At 62.9% G+C, this 16,115-nt stretch carries 18 protein-coding genes; 15 read left to right on the top strand and 3 right to left on the bottom strand.

Features of this window, described 5'->3' with window-relative positions; genetic code table 11:
* The first annotated feature begins 188 nt into the window (after positions 1-188).
* From V1280_RS25660 to V1280_RS25645, 4 genes are all read left to right on the top strand, one after another.
* On the top strand, positions 189-1,016 hold the full coding sequence (locus V1280_RS25660) for a sterol desaturase family protein (RefSeq protein WP_334538415.1): 828 nt from the start codon (positions 189-191) through the stop codon (positions 1,014-1,016).
* 157 nt (positions 1,017-1,173) lie between these two features.
* Positions 1,174-1,671, top strand: a complete 498-nt coding sequence (locus V1280_RS25655; protein WP_148776821.1) for a pilus assembly protein N-terminal domain-containing protein — start codon at positions 1,174-1,176, stop codon at positions 1,669-1,671.
* A gap of 216 nt (positions 1,672-1,887) precedes the next feature.
* Positions 1,888-2,466, top strand: coding sequence for a TadE/TadG family type IV pilus assembly protein (locus tag V1280_RS25650; protein WP_334530549.1), 579 nt, complete (start codon positions 1,888-1,890; stop codon positions 2,464-2,466).
* Between the two features lie 23 nt (positions 2,467-2,489).
* Positions 2,490-3,113, top strand: coding sequence for a TadE/TadG family type IV pilus assembly protein (locus tag V1280_RS25645; RefSeq protein ID WP_334538413.1), 624 nt, complete (start codon positions 2,490-2,492; stop codon positions 3,111-3,113).
* Between the two features lie 124 nt (positions 3,114-3,237).
* On the opposite strand, the gene V1280_RS25640 is transcribed toward V1280_RS25645, so the two are convergent.
* From V1280_RS25640 to V1280_RS25630, 3 genes are all read right to left on the bottom strand, one after another.
* Positions 3,238-3,450, bottom strand: a complete 213-nt coding sequence (locus tag V1280_RS25640) for a cold-shock protein (protein ID WP_148776819.1) — start codon at positions 3,448-3,450, stop codon at positions 3,238-3,240.
* Positions 3,451-3,716: 266 nt separating this feature from the next.
* Positions 3,717-4,004 (bottom strand): translation initiation factor IF-1, encoded by a 288-nt coding sequence (gene infA, locus V1280_RS25635; protein WP_008131890.1) that lies wholly within the window; start codon positions 4,002-4,004, stop codon positions 3,717-3,719.
* A 23-nt stretch (positions 4,005-4,027) separates the two neighbouring features.
* Positions 4,028-5,584, bottom strand: coding sequence for a DEAD/DEAH box helicase (locus V1280_RS25630; protein ID WP_334530543.1), 1,557 nt, complete (start codon positions 5,582-5,584; stop codon positions 4,028-4,030).
* 504 nt (positions 5,585-6,088) lie between these two features.
* On the opposite strand from V1280_RS25630, the gene urtA reads away from it, so the two are divergent.
* From urtA to V1280_RS25575, 11 genes are all read left to right on the top strand, one after another.
* The gene (urtA, locus tag V1280_RS25625; RefSeq protein ID WP_334530540.1) at positions 6,089-7,411 is read left to right on the top strand and encodes an urea ABC transporter substrate-binding protein; all 1,323 of its coding nucleotides are present in this window, start codon (positions 6,089-6,091) and stop codon (positions 7,409-7,411) included.
* Positions 7,412-7,493: 82 nt separating this feature from the next.
* Positions 7,494-9,104 (top strand): urea ABC transporter permease subunit UrtB, encoded by a 1,611-nt coding sequence (urtB, locus tag V1280_RS25620; RefSeq protein ID WP_334530537.1) that lies wholly within the window; start codon positions 7,494-7,496, stop codon positions 9,102-9,104.
* Entirely contained in the window at positions 9,101-10,264 is a 1,164-nt protein-coding gene (gene urtC, locus V1280_RS25615; protein ID WP_334530534.1) for an urea ABC transporter permease subunit UrtC, read from the top strand. Before urtB ends, urtC begins: the two co-directional genes overlap by 4 nt.
* 5 nt (positions 10,265-10,269) lie before the next feature.
* Entirely contained in the window at positions 10,270-11,031 is a 762-nt protein-coding gene (urtD, locus tag V1280_RS25610) for an urea ABC transporter ATP-binding protein UrtD (RefSeq protein ID WP_148776814.1), read from the top strand.
* A 96-nt stretch (positions 11,032-11,127) separates the two neighbouring features.
* The gene (gene urtE, locus V1280_RS25605; protein ID WP_334530530.1) at positions 11,128-11,823 is read left to right on the top strand and encodes an urea ABC transporter ATP-binding subunit UrtE; all 696 of its coding nucleotides are present in this window, start codon (positions 11,128-11,130) and stop codon (positions 11,821-11,823) included.
* A gap of 53 nt (positions 11,824-11,876) precedes the next feature.
* Complete coding sequence (locus V1280_RS25600; protein ID WP_334530528.1) at positions 11,877-12,719, top strand: urease accessory protein UreD; 843 nt, start codon at positions 11,877-11,879, stop codon at positions 12,717-12,719.
* Between the two features lie 40 nt (positions 12,720-12,759).
* Complete coding sequence (locus V1280_RS25595) at positions 12,760-13,062, top strand: urease subunit gamma (protein WP_007605424.1); 303 nt, start codon at positions 12,760-12,762, stop codon at positions 13,060-13,062.
* Between the two features lie 11 nt (positions 13,063-13,073).
* Entirely contained in the window at positions 13,074-13,379 is a 306-nt protein-coding gene (locus V1280_RS25590; protein WP_092227079.1) for an urease subunit beta, read from the top strand.
* Between the two features lie 3 nt (positions 13,380-13,382).
* Positions 13,383-13,922: an HD domain-containing protein gene (locus tag V1280_RS25585; protein ID WP_334530523.1), complete on the top strand. Its 540-nt coding sequence runs from the start codon at positions 13,383-13,385 to the stop codon at positions 13,920-13,922.
* Positions 13,923-13,959: 37 nt separating this feature from the next.
* A complete protein-coding gene (gene ureC, locus V1280_RS25580; RefSeq protein WP_334530520.1) occupies positions 13,960-15,675 on the top strand; it encodes an urease subunit alpha in 1,716 nt (571 codons plus the stop codon).
* Positions 15,676-15,811: 136 nt separating this feature from the next.
* Positions 15,812-16,111, top strand: coding sequence for a putative quinol monooxygenase (locus V1280_RS25575; RefSeq protein ID WP_148776808.1), 300 nt, complete (start codon positions 15,812-15,814; stop codon positions 16,109-16,111).
* Positions 16,112-16,115 lie beyond the last annotated feature (4 nt).

Below are 16,115 nucleotides of genomic sequence, written 5' to 3'. Positions count from 1 at the left end.
GCTCTTTCGGTAGAGTTAATTCGATCGGTCAAACCCGCGCCTCGCGCGATGCTTTTGGCCAGAGTGAATTTCGCCTTAAGGCCGCTGTCTCGATTCATTCCAGTTGCGAACGCGCCGTCAACTTCATCCTCCCTTAAATTTCGCGGAGTAGGCGTAAGAGAGATCAGCAGAGTGGAACAGAAGCGATGATGTCGAGCCTACCCATGCAAGTCGCCCTGATGCTCGGCGACACCATTCAGAAGGTGATCCCCGTCACGCTCATGCTCGCGGTGGTTTTCACCGTGCTCGAACACTTCTGGGCCTGCAATGCCGGTCTGGCGTGGTGGCGCAAGCGCGAGATCGTGACCGACATCTGCTACTGGTTCTTCGTTCCGGTGTTCGCCCGCACCATGCGGATCGGACTCCTGATCGTCACCGCCGGCGTCGTCTTCAACATCCACGACGCCGACGAGCTGATCGCCTTCTACGACAATGGCCACGGCCCGCTGTCGCAGCTGCCGCTCTGGGTGCAGGGCGTGCTGTTCCTGGTCCTGGCCGACTTCATGCTGTACTGGCTGCACCGGCTGTTTCACGGCGGCGGGTTCTGGAAATATCATGCGATCCATCACTCCTCCGAGGAGATCAGCTGGATCTCGGCGGCCCGCTTCCATCCGGTCAATCTGATGCTCGGCACCATCGGCGTCGACGTCGTGCTGCTGATGGCCGGCATTTCGCCGAACGTGATGATCTGGGTCGGCCCGTTCACGACTTTCCATTCGGCCTTCGTGCACGCCAATTTGAACTGGACCTTCGGGCCATTCAGATATGTGCTGGCGACGCCGGTGTTCCACCGCTGGCACCACACCTCGCTCGAGGAGGGCGGCGACACCAATTTTGCCGGCACCTTCCCGATCTGGGACGTGCTGTTCGGGACCTTCCGCATGCCGAAAGGCGAGCTGCCGCAGGATTACGGCAAGGACGAAGCGACGATGCCGAAGGAGATCGGCGGCCAGCTTGCTTATCCGTTCCGCCAATAGGACTCGTCCGGCGCCGGGGCGACAAAACGCCACTCCGTTCAAACAATACCTGCCGAGTTTGCGGAACGTTCACGAATTACAGGCAGGTTAACCGGGTCGGGCGCCGGCTCCGCTTCCTGATCGATTCTGCCGGTTTGTGACGTCCCGGGGTAAGAGTATGCGTAAAGAGTTCCTGCGCCGTCATGCGCGCATCTGTCTTCTGGCTGCAGCTGCCGTGCTGGCTTCGCCGGCCATCGGCCTTGCCGAGCCCACCGCCGATACCATCGCGGTCAATGTCGACCAGGCCAAGCTCGTGCGGCTGCCCGGCAAGGTGGCAACGATCGTGGTCGGGAATCCCCTGATCGCCGACGTGACGCTGCAGCCCGGCGGAATGATCGTCGTGACCGGCAAGGGTTACGGCGCCACCAACTTCATCGCGCTCGACCGCGGCGGCGAGATCCTGGTCGATCGGCAGATCCAGGTCGAAGGCCCGAGCGACCGCCTCGTCACAGTCTATCGCGGGGTCGAGCGAGAGTCCTATAGCTGCCTGCCGATCTGCCAGCGCCGCGTCACGCTCGGCGACAGCGACGGTTACTTCAGCGCCACGATGAGTCAGGCCGGGACGCTGAGCGGCAACGCCAGCGGCAGCGGTGCTGCGGCTGCCAAGACGAACTAGCGAGATCAGCCGAAATGTCGACGGGCGGGACCATGCGGTCCCGCGCGACGCTGTCGCGTGCGCCGGGTTTTCTGTTCTCCGCGCGTCCGCGGGCCGGCGTGGTTAACCCGATCTTAACGACTCGGTCCGGCCGGTGCGGATTGTCTGAAACACTTAAACAATCAGTTTCCGGTACTGATCGGGGCAGAGATCGCTGCCGCTGGGGAATTTCACGCGATGCCATCGCCCGCACCTTCGAGGTTCACGCTCCGGACAGCGTTGCGCCGGTTTCGCGGCAATCGCCGCGGGTCCGCAGCGGTCGAGTTCGCGCTGGTTGCGCCGATCTTCTTCGGGCTGTTGTTCGCGATCATCGAGGTCGCGCTGATGTTCTTCGCGAGCCAGGTGCTCGAGACCATCACGCAGAGCTCTGCTCGCGTCGTCCTGACCGGGCAGGCGCAGTCCGGTTCAGTGACGAACTGTGCGGTGAACTCCGTGGCCACGCCGTGCACCCAGGCGACGTTCAAGACCTATGTCTGTGCGCAGATTCCGGCGCTGTTCGACTGCAACAGTCTCAGCGTCGACGTCCAGAGCTATTCGGACTTCTCGTCGGTCACGCTCGGCAACTACACCGCCTGCAACTTCGATCCCACCACGACGGGGTACAATCCCGGCAGCTCCGGGCAAGTCGTCGTGGTGCGGCTCTATTACAAATGGCCGCTGTTCGTGACCGGGCTTGGCTTCAATTTGGCCTGTAGCACCACCAACAATACACGGCTTCTCGTTGCGACGGCCGCATTCCAGAACGAGCCCTACTAGGACCATCGGATTTGAGCAGAACCATGCAGGCGATCGTGAAAATCTTGCAAGCTGGCCGAATCTCTGCAGGCAAATTCCGCGCAGACAACAACGCCCTCGCGGCGACCGAGTTCGCGGTGATCGTGCCGGTGATGCTCGTGATGTTCTTCGGCACCGTCGAGCTCTCATCCGCGGTGGCTGTCGACCGCAAGGTGACGTTGATTGCGCGAACTCTGTCCGATCTGACGTCGCAGTCTTCCGGGACGGTGACCGACACCAACCTCCAGAACACGTTCACGGCGAGCATGTCGATCATCACGCCGTACGACAATACGCTCGTGAACGGCACGATCGCCCAGATCTATATCGATGCAAACAGCATCGCCAAGATTCAATGGAGCAAGTCCGCCGTCATTGCGAGCGGAGCGACGCAGGCCAGTCTGACGGCTCCGCCGCCGACACTGACGGCCAACACCACGGTCACGTCGATGATTCCGTCGACGCTCCTGATTCCGTCGACCTATCTCATCTTCAGCCAGGTGAGCTACATTTACACGGCTCCCGTCAAATACGTCCTGAAGACGGGCGTCACGCTGAGCGATGTCTCTTATACGCGGCCGCGACAAGTCACTTGCGTTGCCTATGGTGGCGTTCCGGCGTCCTGCTGAAGCTGGATCCCGGGCGAGCTCGTCAATACCGCATAAAAAAGGCCGTGCATCCCGCACGGCCTTTTTCGTCGTTCGGTGCGCGCGCGCTGATCAGGGCGCGGCTCGAGAGCGCGCGCGCTAGAGATCAGCCTGCGTCGCGGAGGTTGTCGGCAGCCGACTTGCCGGACCGGCGATCGGCGACGATCTCGTAGGAGATCTTCTGGCCTTCGCGCAGCGAGCCGAGGCCGGCGCGCTCGACGGCGCTGATGTGAACGAATACGTCCTTGCCGCCATCGTCGGGCTGGATGAAGCCAAAGCCCTTGGTTGCGTTAAACCACTTCACGGTTCCCATGCTCACGGGGGTAGTTCCTTCTCAGATACACAATGTAAGAGCCCGCTTGCGCAGGCAGGTTAGATCGAATTTCTGGAAGGGTCGTCAGCGTGTCTGAACCGGCTGTACCGGTGGATGCTAATGTCGTCCGGCCGAAAATCGATTAGCGGATTTTATTGGAAATAAGGCACCAAAACAATCCTGACGCGCACGATTTTTTGATCCGCCGCGATTTGCGCGGCGGATCAGCATACAGGCCAGCATTTTAGTTCCGCGCTTGCGCGCGAAACTGATTAGCGGCGGCGGAACTGACCGCCGCGCTGTCCGGGACGGGGAGGTCCACCCACGCCACTGGGGCGTTCGTCCTTGTGGCGGAAAATCAGCCGGCCCTTTTCGAGGTCGTAGGGCGACATCTCCACCGTCACACGGTCTCCCGCCAGCGTCTTGATGCGGTTCTTCTTCATCTTGCCGGCGGTGTAGGCGACGATCTCGTGCCCGGCGTCGAGCTGCACGCGGTAGCGCGCGTCGGGGAGGATTTCGGTGACCAGTCCTTCGAACTGGATCAGCTCTTCCTTAGCCATGAATTTCTCCAGGTCGTGGACGGCTAGTGCGAATAGGGTTTGCGGGTCGGTTGGCCCATCGGCCGACTCTCGCGGCGCAAAAAGGCAACGCCTTGTATCCCATCAGGCTTGCCCGCGCTATGCGCGGAACGCTGCTCCGGTCGGTCGTTTGACGAAGAGTGCGACTTGCCACCAGACCTTTGGGGGCGAGATCCCTTGGAGACCTTCTGGCTATTGCCAGGCCGTCCGTCAACATGCCGACCTTCGCCGGGCCTTCCGTCGCCCTGCTTGCCGGCGCTATGCCGTCCGTCGCTGCGCCTTTCGTCACCACGTCGGCCGTCGCCGTGGCGTCCCTCACCAGGCCTTGCGCCTTGCGGGCGCTGGCCTGGGCGGCCGGGGCGACCCTGCCGTTGCTGCTGCTGCGGGGGAGCGCCCGCATCGCGGCGGCCGGCATCGGTGCGCAGATCCTCGCGCGGCAGTGCCACCTTGATCAGCCGCTCGATGTCGCGGAGATAGCTGAGCTCCTCGCCGCCGGCGACCAGCGAAATCGCGGTGCCTTCGGCGCCGGCCCGCGCGGTGCGGCCGATGCGGTGCACATAGGTCTCGGGCACGTTGGGCAGGTCGAAATTGATGACGTGGGTGATACCGTCGACATCGATACCGCGGGCAGCGATGTCGGTGGCGACCAGCGTGCGGATCTCGCCTGTGCGGAACTGGGCTAACGTCCGTTCGCGATGGTTCTGCGACTTGTTGCCGTGGATGGCGCTGGCGGCGATACCGGCCTTCTCAAGCGTCTTTACGACCTTGTCGGCGCCGTGCTTGGTGCGGGTAAAGACCAACGCGCGGTTGACCTGCTCCTGCTTCAGTAGCTTGGCGAGAAACGCCGGCTTGGCCGAGAAGTCGACCTGGATGATGCGCTGCTGGATGCGCTCCACGGTCGAAGAGACCGGGGTCACCGCGACGCGGGCGGGATCACGCAGCATGGAGTCGGCGAGCTCGGCGATGTCCTTCGGCATGGTGGCCGAGAAGAACAGCGTCTGCCGCTTGATCGGCAACTTGGCGACGATTTTGCGGATGTCGTTGATAAAGCCCATGTCGAGCATGCGGTCGGCCTCGTCGAGCACGAGGAATTCGACGCTGCCAAGCTTCAGCCCGTTGCTCTGCACGAGGTCGAGCAGGCGACCGGGGGTGGCGACCAGCACCTCGACGCCCTGCATCAATGAGCGGACCTGACGGCCCATCGGCACGCCGCCGATGGCGAGCGTCGAGGACAGGCGGATGTGGCGGCCATAGGCGTTGAAGCTGTCGAGGATCTGCCCCGAAAGCTCGCGGGTGGGCGACAGCACCAGCACACGACAGGTCTTGGGCTGCAGCTTGATGCGGTTCTCCAGCAGGCGATGCAGGATCGGCAGCGCAAAGGACGCGGTCTTGCCGGTGCCGGTCTGGGCGATGCCGACGACGTCGCGGCCGGTCAGCGCCGTGGGAATCGTCTGGGCCTGGATGGGGGTGGGGGTGACGTAATTCTCTTCTGCGAGCGCACGTGCGATGGGTTCGGCGAGGCCGAAGTCCTGAAAGGAAGTCAAAAGAGGGGCTCTTTTCATGTCAAAAGCGGGCGCCCGGCGTAATCAGCGGGGCACGCGCAAAGGGGTGTCGAGAAGACACCTGCGTGTTTGGGGTGTCGGATGGCTTGGGAGATATGGGGCAAGCCAGACGCCCGTAGAGGGCTTAAGAACACGCGGCTCGCAACGACCGCTCGATTCGCAAGCGATCTCCTGCGTCATATGGAACATTGACGCGGCGGTTTCAAGGCAGGCGTTCACCTGGCGTCGATTGCAGTGCAAAAATAGTTATGCCGGAATTTTAGCCAGTAGCGGCATTTTGCTCAAAAAATAAACTGGCTGCCGCATAAGCATACATTTTATTCGCCCAAGTTTTGAGCAATCAGACTGCGGCTAAAGTTTGATTGCGGCGAAATTGTCTAGACTGACCAATCACTTGGCAGGTGCTCAGCCCATGGCATGGTTCTTGCGATTCCGTTAATCGCAGGCGGCCGTGGGGCCGTTTCGCAGCGTTTTTCACGTCTGCGTCAGGGAGATGATACATCCATGCCTACCAAATCCATTCACGATATAGCGGCGTCATTTAGCCGCCGCGGCGTTCTCGCCGCGACCACCGGACTGATGCTCGGTCTGGCGTCCATTTCCGGTGCCAAAGCCGCGGACGACACCATCAAGGTCGGCGTCCTGCACTCCCTCTCCGGTACCATGGCCATCAGCGAAACCACGCTGAAGGACACCATCCTTTTCCTGATCGACGAGCAGAACAAGAAGGGCGGCGTGCTCGGCAAGAAGCTCGAGGCCGTCGTCGTCGACCCCGCCTCGAACTGGCCGCTGTTCGCCGAAAAGGCGCGCGAGCTGATCACCAAGGACAAGGTCTCGGTCGTGTTCGGCTGCTGGACCTCGGTGTCGCGCAAGTCCGTGCTGCCGGTGTTCAAGGAGCTCAACAACATCCTGTTCTACCCCGTTCAGTACGAGGGCGAGGAGTCCGAGCGTAACGTGTTCTACACCGGTGCGGCGCCGAACCAGCAGGCGATCCCGGCCGTCGACTATCTGATGAAGGACGAGAAGGTGAAGCGCTGGGTGCTCGCGGGCACCGACTACGTCTATCCGCGCACCACCAACAAGATCCTGGAAGCCTACCTGAAGTCCAAGGGTGTCGCCCAGGAAGACATCATGATCAACTACACGCCGTTCGGTCACTCCGACTGGCAGACGATCGTGGCCGACATCAAGAAGTTCGGCTCGGCCGGCAAGAAGACGGCGGTGGTCTCGACCATCAACGGCGATGCCAACGTCCCCTTCTACAAGGAGCTCGGCAACCAGGGCATCAAGGCGAAGGACATCCCGGTGGTCGCGTTCTCGGTGGGTGAGGAAGAACTCGCCGGCATCGACACCAAGCCGCTGGTCGGCCATCTCGCCGCCTGGAACTACTTCGAGTCGATCAAGACCCCCGCGAACGAGAAGTTCATCAAGGACTGGCAGGCCTACACCAAGAACCCGAAGCGCACGACCAACGATCCGATGGAAGCCCACGTGATCGGCTTCAACATGTGGATCAAGGCCGTCGAGAAGGTGAAGTCGACCGATCCGGACAAGGTGATCGATGCGCTTCCCGGCATCGAGGCTGCGAACCTGACCGGTGGCACCTCGAAGATGCTGCCGAACCACCACATCACCAAGCCGGTGTTCATCGGCGAGATCAAGGGCAACGGCCAGTTCGACGTGGTCTGGAAGACCCCGGGTCTCGTCGCGGGCGACGCCTGGTCGAAGGAGCTCGACGGCTCCAAGGACCTGATCGGCGATTGGGTCGGCAAGAAGTGCGGCAACTTCAACACCAAGACCAACAAGTGCCTCGGCTCCGGCTCCTGATCCGGATCTGACATTCGACTGCACAATGGGAGAAGACGGCTATTCCGCCGCCTTCTCCCCACTTCTGCCGGGATGATCCACAGTGCCAACCAATTTATCCGCTCGTCTCTGCAGCTTTGTCCTCTCGCTATTCCTGATCGCGTTCGCACTGCCGGCCTTTGCCGGTCCGTTCGAAGATGCGGTCGCCAAATTTGCCAACGACGATTACTCCGATACGGACGAAGCGATCGGCGTGGTCGCCAGCAGCGGCAACAAGCTTGCCTTTCCCATCATCAGCGCGCTCCAGGACGGCCGTCTCATGGCCGATCCGGACAGCAAGAAGGTTTACGTCACCGGCACCGACGGCAAGTCGATTGATGCCGCGACCGGCGAGCCCGTGGCCAGCGTGCCCGACAGCGCCAGCGCCGTCCGCCTCAACAACCGCCTGCGCCGCAGCGTCGATGCTGCGCTCGGCAGCCTGACGCTGCAGTCGCCCGATCTCGGCGCGCGACTCCAGGCCGCGCAGTCCGTCTTCAAGTCGCATGAGGAGACCGCGCTCGAGCCGGTTGAAGGCGCGCTCGCCAAGGAAACCAACAAATCGGTCAAGACCGCGCTCGGTGAAGCGCGCGCGGCCATTTTGCTGTTCAAGTCCGACGCCACCGAAGTGCAGAAGCTCGAGGCCGTCGCCACCATCAAGGCGCGCGGCGATCAGGAAGCGCTGGCGCTGCTGTCCGACATCGGCACCGACCAACCGCCCTCCGTCGCGAAGGCTGCTGCGAGCGCCATCAGCTCGATTCAGAGTTCGCTCGCGGTCTGGTCCTCGGTGCAGAATGCCTGGTACGGGCTGTCGCTCGGTTCGGTGCTGCTGCTCGCCGCGATCGGGCTCGCCATCACCTTCGGCGTGATGGGCGTCATCAACATGGCCCATGGCGAGATGGTGATGATCGGTGCCTACACCACCTTCGTGGTGCAGGAGGTGATCCGCACCCGCTATCCCGCTCTGTTCGACTATTCGCTGCTGATCGCCGTGCCGCTCGCCTTCCTCGTCGCCGGTGCCATCGGCGTGCTGATCGAGCGCAGCATCATCCGCTTCCTCTATGGCCGGCCGCTGGAGACGCTGCTTGCGACCTGGGGTCTGTCGCTGGTTCTGCAGCAGGCGGTGCGCACCATGTTCGGCCCGACCAACCGTGAGGTCGGCAACCCCTCCTGGATGAGCGGCGCGTTTGATCTCGGCCAGATCACCATCACCTATAACCGGCTCTGGATCCTCGTCTTCACGCTCGCGGTGTTCATGATCCTGCTCGCGATGCTGCGCTACACTGCGCTTGGGCTCGAGATGCGCGCGGTGACGCAGAACCGTCGCATGGCGGCCTCGATGGGCATCGCCACCTCGCGCGTCGACGCGCTGACCTTCGGGCTCGGCTCGGGCATCGCCGGCATCGCCGGCGTGGCGCTGTCGCAGATCGACAATGTCAGCCCCAATCTCGGCCAGAGCTACATCATCGACAGTTTCATGGTCGTGGTGTTCGGCGGGGTCGGCAATCTCTGGGGCACGCTGGTCGGCGCCTTCACGCTCGGCATCGCCAACAAATTCCTGGAGCCGGTCGCCGGCGCCGTGCTCGGCAAGATCGCGATCCTGGTTCTGATCATCCTGTTCATTCAAAAGCGGCCGCGCGGCCTGTTCGCGCTCAAGGGCCGTGCGGTGGAAGCATGACCCCTCACATGCTCACGCGATCGCTGGACCGCGGCGCAACGATATTCCTGTCGGTTGTTGCCGCGCTGGGCGTGCTGATCCCGCTGTCCAACCTGTTGCTGCCCGCCGGCTCGTTCTTTCAGGTGCCGACCTACCTCGTCGCGCTCTGGGGCAAGTATGTCTGCTACGCCATCCTCGCGCTGTCGATCGACCTGATCTGGGGCTATTGCGGCATCCTCTCGCTTGGCCACGGTGCCTTCTTCGCGCTCGGCGGCTACGCCATGGGGATGTATTTGATGCGGCAGATCGGCACCCGCGGCGTCTACGGCAATCCAATCTTGCCCGATTTCATGGTGTTCCTGAACTACTCGAAATTGCCGTGGTACTGGCACGGCTTCGACATGTTCTGGTTCGCGGCGCTGATGGTGCTGTTCGTGCCCGGCCTGCTCGCCTTCTGCTTCGGCTGGCTCGCTTTCCGCTCCCGTGTCACCGGCGTGTATCTGTCGATCATCACGCAGGCGATGACCTATGCGCTGCTGCTCGCCTTCTTCCGCAACGATTTCGGCTTCGGCGGCAACAACGGCATGACCGACTTCAAGGATATCCTTGGCTTCAACGTGCAGGCCGAAGGTACGCGCGGCGCCCTGTTCATGCTGAGCTGTCTCGGCCTGATCGTCAGCTTTCTGATCTGCCGCGCGGTCGTGTCCTCCAAGCTTGGCAAGGTGCTGATCGCGATCCGGGATGCGGAATCGCGCAGCCGCTTCCTCGGCTACCGCGTCGAATCCTACAAGCTGTTCGTGTTCACGCTGTCGGCCTGCATGGCCGGCGTCGCCGGCGCGCTCTACGTGCCGCAGGTCGGCATCATCAACCCGAGCGAATTCGCACCGGGCAATTCGATCGAGGCGGTGATCTGGGTCGCGGTCGGCGGCCGCGGCACGCTGGTCGGCGCGGCGCTCGGCGCCATCGTCGTCAACTATGCCAAGACCTTCTTCACCTCCGGCGTGCTGGCGCCGTACTGGCTGTTCATGCTGGGTGCGCTGTTCATCCTGGTGACGCTGCTGCTGCCCAAGGGCATCGTCGGCACCTTCAATGCCTGGCGGGAAGCGTCGAGAGAGAAACGCCCAGTCGCGGCGAGCGCGGCGGCCGAAGACGGCGTCACCGAACCGAAGATGGCGGAGTAGCGGTCATGAACGTCATGGATACCCGCGCGACCTCCGCGATGCTCTATCTCGACGGCGTGCACGTCTCGTTCGACGGCTTCCACGCCATCAACAATCTGTCGTTGACGCTCGCGCCCGGCGAGATGCGCGCCATCATCGGCCCGAACGGCGCCGGCAAGACCACGATGATGGACATCATCACGGGCAAGACCAAGCCGGACGAGGGCACCGTCCTGTTCGACGGCGTCACCGACCTGACGCGGCTGGACGAGACCCGCATCGCCGAGCTTGGCATCGGCCGCAAATTCCAGAAGCCGACGGTGTTCGAAAGCCAGACCGTGCACGACAACCTCCTGCTCGCGCTCAATGTCGATCACAGCGTCAAGGGCACGCTCTTCTGGCGCGGCAGCAGGGCGGAGTCGGAGCGTATCGACAAGGTGCTGGAGACGATCCGCCTCACTGACGCCCGCAACCGCCTCGCCGGCAGCCTCAGCCACGGCCAGAAGCAATGGCTCGAGATCGGCATGCTGCTGGCGCAGGATCCAAAACTGCTTCTTGTCGACGAACCCGTCGCAGGGATGACTGACGTCGAGACGCATCTCACCGCCGAGCTGCTCAAGGAGATCAACAAGACCCATACGGTCATGGTGGTCGAGCACGACATGACGTTCGTGCGCGAGCTCGGGGTCAAGGTCACCTGCCTGCACGAAGGCACGGTGCTCGCCGAAGGAACCATCGACCAGGTCTCGTCGAACGAGCGGGTCATCGAAGTGTATTTGGGACGATAGCAGGGAACCGCGAGTGGCGAATAGGGAGTAGCGAATAGGGAGAGGTCGGCCGGCCATCGCTATTCGCCACTCGCTACTCGCCAAGAGGCACCGAAGATGCTGGATGTGAAAGATATCAATCTCTACTACGGCGCGGCCCAGGCGCTGCGCGGCGTCTCGATCGCGGCCGAGCCGGGCAAGGTGACGTGCGTGCTCGGGCGTAACGGCGTCGGCAAGACCTCGCTGTTGCGCGCCATGGTCGGGCAATATCCGATCTCCTCGGGCGCGATTGTGTTCGACGGCAGCGACATCACGGGCCTCAAGCCCTATGAGCGGGCGCGCAAAGGCATCGGCTTCGTACCGCAGGGCCGCGAGATCTTTCCGCTTCTGACGGTCGAGGAGAACCTCAAGACCGGCTTCGGCCCGCTCAAGCGCGAGGACAAGCACATCCCGGACGACGTGTTCTCGTTGTTTCCGGTGCTGGAGTCCATGCTCGGCCGGCGCGGCGGCGATCTCTCCGGCGGCCAGCAGCAACAGCTGGCGATCGGGCGTGCGCTGGTGATGCGGCCGAAGCTGCTATTGCTCGACGAGCCGACCGAGGGGATCCAGCCCTCGATCATCAAGGACATCGGCCGGGCCATCTCCTACTTGCGCAACCTCGGCAACATCGCCATCGTGCTGGTCGAACAATATCTCGACTTTGCCTGCGAGCTCGGCGACAGTTTCGCGGTGATGGATCGCGGCGCGGTGAAGTTCACCTGCGACCGCTCCAATCTCGACGCCAGCGAGATCAGCCGCCAGATGGCGCTGTAAGCCGGGAAATTGTAGACTACAAAAATCCTGCCGCGGCCGGCTGGGGGAGACGGATGCGCAGCGACGCCTTGGTCACATCTTTGGCGACATCTTCGGTGTTCGAAGCCAATCGTGCCCGTGGCGCGGTGCGCTTCGACGTGCACGCCCGCGACGGCGTGACGCGGCGCGGCTCTTTGCATGAATCCGGCTCGCTCCGCGTGCGCTTCCCCTCGCCGGAGGATGACGGCCTGTCCGGCGTGTTCATCAACACGGCCGGCGGCGTCGCCGGCGGCGATCGCTTCGACATCGAGATCTCGGCCGCCGACGCTGCGCGTTTGACGCTGACCACGGCGGCCGCGGAAAAGGTCTATCGCGCGCCGGGCGCGGCAGCGCAGCTCAATATTTGCTTGAAGGTTGCGGCCGGCGCGCATCTCGGCTGGTTGCCGCAGGAGACGATCCTGTTCGATCGCGCCCGGGTTCATCGCCGCTTCGACATCGAACTCGATGATGCCGCCTCGCTCCTGCTTTGTGAAATTGTCGTATTCGGCCGCACCGCCATGGGCGAGCGCATGGAGCAGGGCGAATTCGTCGACCGCTGGCGGTTGCGCCGTGGCGGCAGGCTGGTCTTTGCCGAGACGATCAGGCTCGACGGCAATATCGGCGCAAAGCTCGCGCGATCGGCGGTTGCCAAGGCGGGTGCTGCGATCGGCACGGCCCTGATCGTGCCCGGCGACGAGGCTCTGGTCGAGCGCATTCGTGAGGCATCGGATAGTTTCGCGGGCGAGGTCGGAATCTCGGCCTGGAATGGCTTTGCAATGGCGCGGTTCTGTGCCCAAGATGCGGCGCGTTTGCGCGCCGACATGATGGCCGTGCTGGCGCGCACCGGTGCGGCCTTGCCGCGACTCTGGCTGAATTGATGGCTGGCTGAATTCAAGTGTTGAACGGAAGAGATTTCGCATGAATCTGTCTCCCCGCGAAAAGGACAAGCTTCTGATCTCGATGGCGGCGATCGTGGCCCGCCGCAGGCTCGACCGTGGAGTCAAGCTCAATCATCCCGAGGCGATCGCGATCATCTCCGATTTCATCCTCGAGGGAGCGCGCGACGGCCGCACCGTCGCCGAGCTGATGCAATCCGGCGCGCAGGTGCTGACCCGCGATCAGGTGATGCCTGGCATCCCCGAGATGATCCACGACATCCAGGTCGAGGCGACGTTCCCTGACGGCACCAAGCTCGTCACCGTGCACGAACCGATCCGATAGGGGTAAGACGCATGATCCCCGGCGAACTCTTCATCCAGGACGGCGAGATCGAGCTCAATGCCGGCCGCAAGACCGTGACGCTGACGGTGGCCAACACCGGCGACCGCCCGATCCAGGTCGGCTCGCACTACCATTTCTTCGAGACCAACCCGGCGCTGAAGTTCGACCGCAAGAAGTCCCGCGGCATGCGCCTCGACATCGCCGCCGGCACCGCCGTCCGCTTCGAACCCGGCCAGACCCGCGACGTCCAGCTCGTCGCGCTCGCCGGCAAGAAGACGATCTACGGTTTTCGTGGCGATGTGATGGGGAAGCTGTGAGGCATGCTCTCCGCCGTCCGCCTCATCTCGGAAGCTGCTGAGCTGGCTGCGCGCCGGCACAATGGCATGGCGCGCAAGGGGCGGGGGAATGAGCCTTACATCAACCATCTCGCGGAGGTCGCGAACCTGCTGGCGGCCGCGACCGATGGGGCCGACGCCGAGCTCGTCGCGGCCGGCTGGCTGCACGATGTGATCGAGGACACCGAGACCACGCGCGAAGAGCTCGCGCAAAGATTCTCCGACCGTGTCGCCTCTCTCGTCGTCGAATGCACCGACGATATGAGCTTGCCGAAGGCCGAGCGGCGACGTCTGCAGGTGGTCGATGCGCCGAAGAAATCGGCAAGCGCAAAACTGATCAAGATCGCCGACAAGGTCAGCAATATCGGCGCGCGCATTCATTCCGATCCGACCGCTGAGGAGCGCGACGACCTCGCCGACTACACCGGTTGGGCCGAGCAGGTCGTCGCCGGCTGCCGTGGCGGCAACCCATGGCTCGACACGACATTCGACAACATGGTACGAACAGCGAGGGCCTCGCTGTGAGCACTGAATTGGAATTCAAACGCAAACGGGGCTTGTGATGTCCGTCAAGATGAAGCGTTCCGTCTATGCCGACATGTTCGGTCCGACCACCGGCGACAAGGTGCGGCTGGCCGACACCGATCTGATCATCGAGGTCGAGAAGGACTTCACCATCTATGGCGAGGAGGTGAAGTTCGGCGGCGGCAAGGTGATCCGTGACGGCATGGGGCAGTCGCAGGTCACCAACAAGCAGGGCGCGGCCGATACCGTCATCACCAATGCGCTGATCGTCGACCATTGGGGCATCGTCAAGGCCGACGTCGCCATCAAGGAGGGCATGATTTCGGCGATCGGCAAGGCCGGCAATCCCGATATCCAGCCGGGCGTCACCATCATCATTGGCCCCGGCACCGACGTGATCGCGGGTGAGGGGAAAATCCTCACCGCCGGCGGCTTCGACAGCCACATCCATTTCATTTGCCCGCAGCAGATCGAGCACGCGCTGATGTCCGGCGTCACCTCGATGCTCGGCGGCGGCACTGGTCCCTCGCACGGCACCTTCGCCACGACCTGCACGCCCGGCCCCTGGCACATGGGGCGGATGATCCAGTCGTTCGACGCCTTCCCGGTCAATCTCGGCATCTCCGGCAAGGGCAATGCGTCGCGTCCAGCCGCGCTGGTCGAGATGATCAAGGCCGGCGCCTGCGCGCTGAAGCTGCACGAGGACTGGGGCACGACACCGGCCGCAATCGACAATTGCCTGTCGGTGGCCGACGACTACGACATTCAGGTCATGCTGCATTCCGACACGCTGAACGAATCCGGCTTTGTCGAGGACACCATCAAGGCGTTCAAGGGCCGCACCATCCACGCCTTCCACACCGAAGGTGCCGGCGGTGGTCACGCCCCTGACATCATCAAGATCGCCGGCTTGAAGAACGTGCTGCCGTCCTCGACCAATCCGACGCGGCCGTTCACGCGCAACACCATCGACGAGCATCTGGACATGCTGATGGTGTGCCACCACCTCGATCCCTCGATCGCGGAAGATCTGGCGTTCGCGGAAAGCCGCATCCGCAAGGAAACCATCGCCGCCGAGGACATCCTGCACGACCTCGGCGCGCTCTCGATGATGTCCTCGGACTCCCAGGCCATGGGCCGTCTCGGCGAGGTCATCATCCGGACCTGGCAGACCGCCGACAAGATGAAGAAGCAGCGCGGGTCGCTGCCGCAGGACAAGGGCAAGGACAACGACAATTTTCGCGTGAAGCGCTACATCGCCAAGTACACGATCAATCCGGCGATCGCGCATGGCGTGTCGAAGCTGATCGGTTCGGTGGAGAAGGGCAAGCTCGCTGATCTCGTGCTGTGGTCGCCGGCCTTCTTCGGCGTCAAGCCGGATTGCATCGTCAAGGGCGGCATGATCGTCGCAGCGCCCATGGGCGACCCGAACGCCTCGATTCCGACGCCGCAGCCAGTGCATTATCAGCCGATGTTCGGCGCCTTCGGCAAGGCGCGCACGGCGTCCTCGGTGGTGTTTACTTCAAAGGCAGCCATTACCGGTGGGCTGGCGCGAAAACTCGGCATCGAGAAGAAGCTCTATGCGGTCCAGAACACCCGCAGCAAGATCTCGAAGAAGAGCATGATCCATAACGACGCCACGCCCAATATCGAGGTCGATCCGGAGACCTATGAGGTGCGTGCCGACGGCGAGCTTCTGACCTGTCCGCCCGCCGAGGTGCTGCCGATGGCGCAGCGATATTTCATGTACTGAAATAGCGCCTCAACGCATGTCCCGGGCGCATCACTGCATGTCCGGGAACGGCTTTTCCGGTTTTGCGTTCGATCCCGGCTGGTCTAATGTCCCGCCCGGTATCGTACCCTGAGAAGAAAAGCCGGGAGGATTTCTCGTGATCTACGTCGTTGCCACCCTGACCATCAAGCCCGAAACGCGCGCCGAATTCATTGCGGCCGCCACCGCCTGCATCAAGGAGACGCGGAAGGAACCCGGCAATATCGCCTACGATCTGCACGAGAGCGTCACCGATCCCTCCAAGATGGTGTTCGTCGAGCAGTGGGAGAATGCCGAGGCGCTGGTGCCGCATCGCGGCCAGGAGCACATGAAGACGTTCGGCCGTGTCGCGGTGAAATGCTTCGCAGCGCCGCCGAAGATCGAGGTCATCACGCCCGAGAAGGTCGAGACGAGGTAACAGC

The sequence above is a fragment of the Bradyrhizobium sp. AZCC 2230 genome, from assembly GCF_036924495.1.
GTDB classification, from domain to species: Bacteria; Pseudomonadota; Alphaproteobacteria; order Rhizobiales; family Xanthobacteraceae; genus Bradyrhizobium; species Bradyrhizobium rifense.
Note: the sequence above shows the minus strand (reverse complement) of the source record. Positions and strands in the feature narration are given on the sequence as shown.

Bases quoted from the DNA above. Each gene is read 5' to 3' on its own strand.
- V1280_RS25660 (WP_334538415.1), top strand. From the start codon at position 189: ATGTCGAGCCTACCCATGCAAGTCGCCCTGATGCTCGGCGACACCATT.
- urtA (WP_334530540.1), top strand. From the start codon at position 6,089: ATGCCTACCAAATCCATTCACGATATAGCGGCGTCATTTAGCCGCCGC.
- V1280_RS25630 (WP_334530543.1), bottom strand. From the start codon at position 5,584: ATGAAAAGAGCCCCTCTTTTGACTTCCTTTCAGGACTTCGGCCTCGCC.
- urtE (WP_334530530.1), top strand. From the start codon at position 11,128: ATGCTGGATGTGAAAGATATCAATCTCTACTACGGCGCGGCCCAGGCG.
- infA (WP_008131890.1), bottom strand. From the start codon at position 4,004: ATGGCTAAGGAAGAGCTGATCCAGTTCGAAGGACTGGTCACCGAAATC.
- V1280_RS25650 (WP_334530549.1), top strand. From the start codon at position 1,888: ATGCCATCGCCCGCACCTTCGAGGTTCACGCTCCGGACAGCGTTGCGC.
- urtC (WP_334530534.1), top strand. From the start codon at position 9,101: ATGACCCCTCACATGCTCACGCGATCGCTGGACCGCGGCGCAACGATA.
- V1280_RS25595 (WP_007605424.1), top strand. From the start codon at position 12,760: ATGAATCTGTCTCCCCGCGAAAAGGACAAGCTTCTGATCTCGATGGCG.
- V1280_RS25590 (WP_092227079.1), top strand. From the start codon at position 13,074: ATGATCCCCGGCGAACTCTTCATCCAGGACGGCGAGATCGAGCTCAAT.
- V1280_RS25585 (WP_334530523.1), top strand. From the start codon at position 13,383: ATGCTCTCCGCCGTCCGCCTCATCTCGGAAGCTGCTGAGCTGGCTGCG.
- V1280_RS25645 (WP_334538413.1), top strand. From the start codon at position 2,490: ATGCAGGCGATCGTGAAAATCTTGCAAGCTGGCCGAATCTCTGCAGGC.
- urtD (WP_148776814.1), top strand. From the start codon at position 10,270: ATGAACGTCATGGATACCCGCGCGACCTCCGCGATGCTCTATCTCGAC.
- V1280_RS25600 (WP_334530528.1), top strand. From the start codon at position 11,877: ATGCGCAGCGACGCCTTGGTCACATCTTTGGCGACATCTTCGGTGTTC.
- V1280_RS25655 (WP_148776821.1), top strand. From the start codon at position 1,174: ATGCGTAAAGAGTTCCTGCGCCGTCATGCGCGCATCTGTCTTCTGGCT.
- ureC (WP_334530520.1), top strand. From the start codon at position 13,960: ATGTCCGTCAAGATGAAGCGTTCCGTCTATGCCGACATGTTCGGTCCG.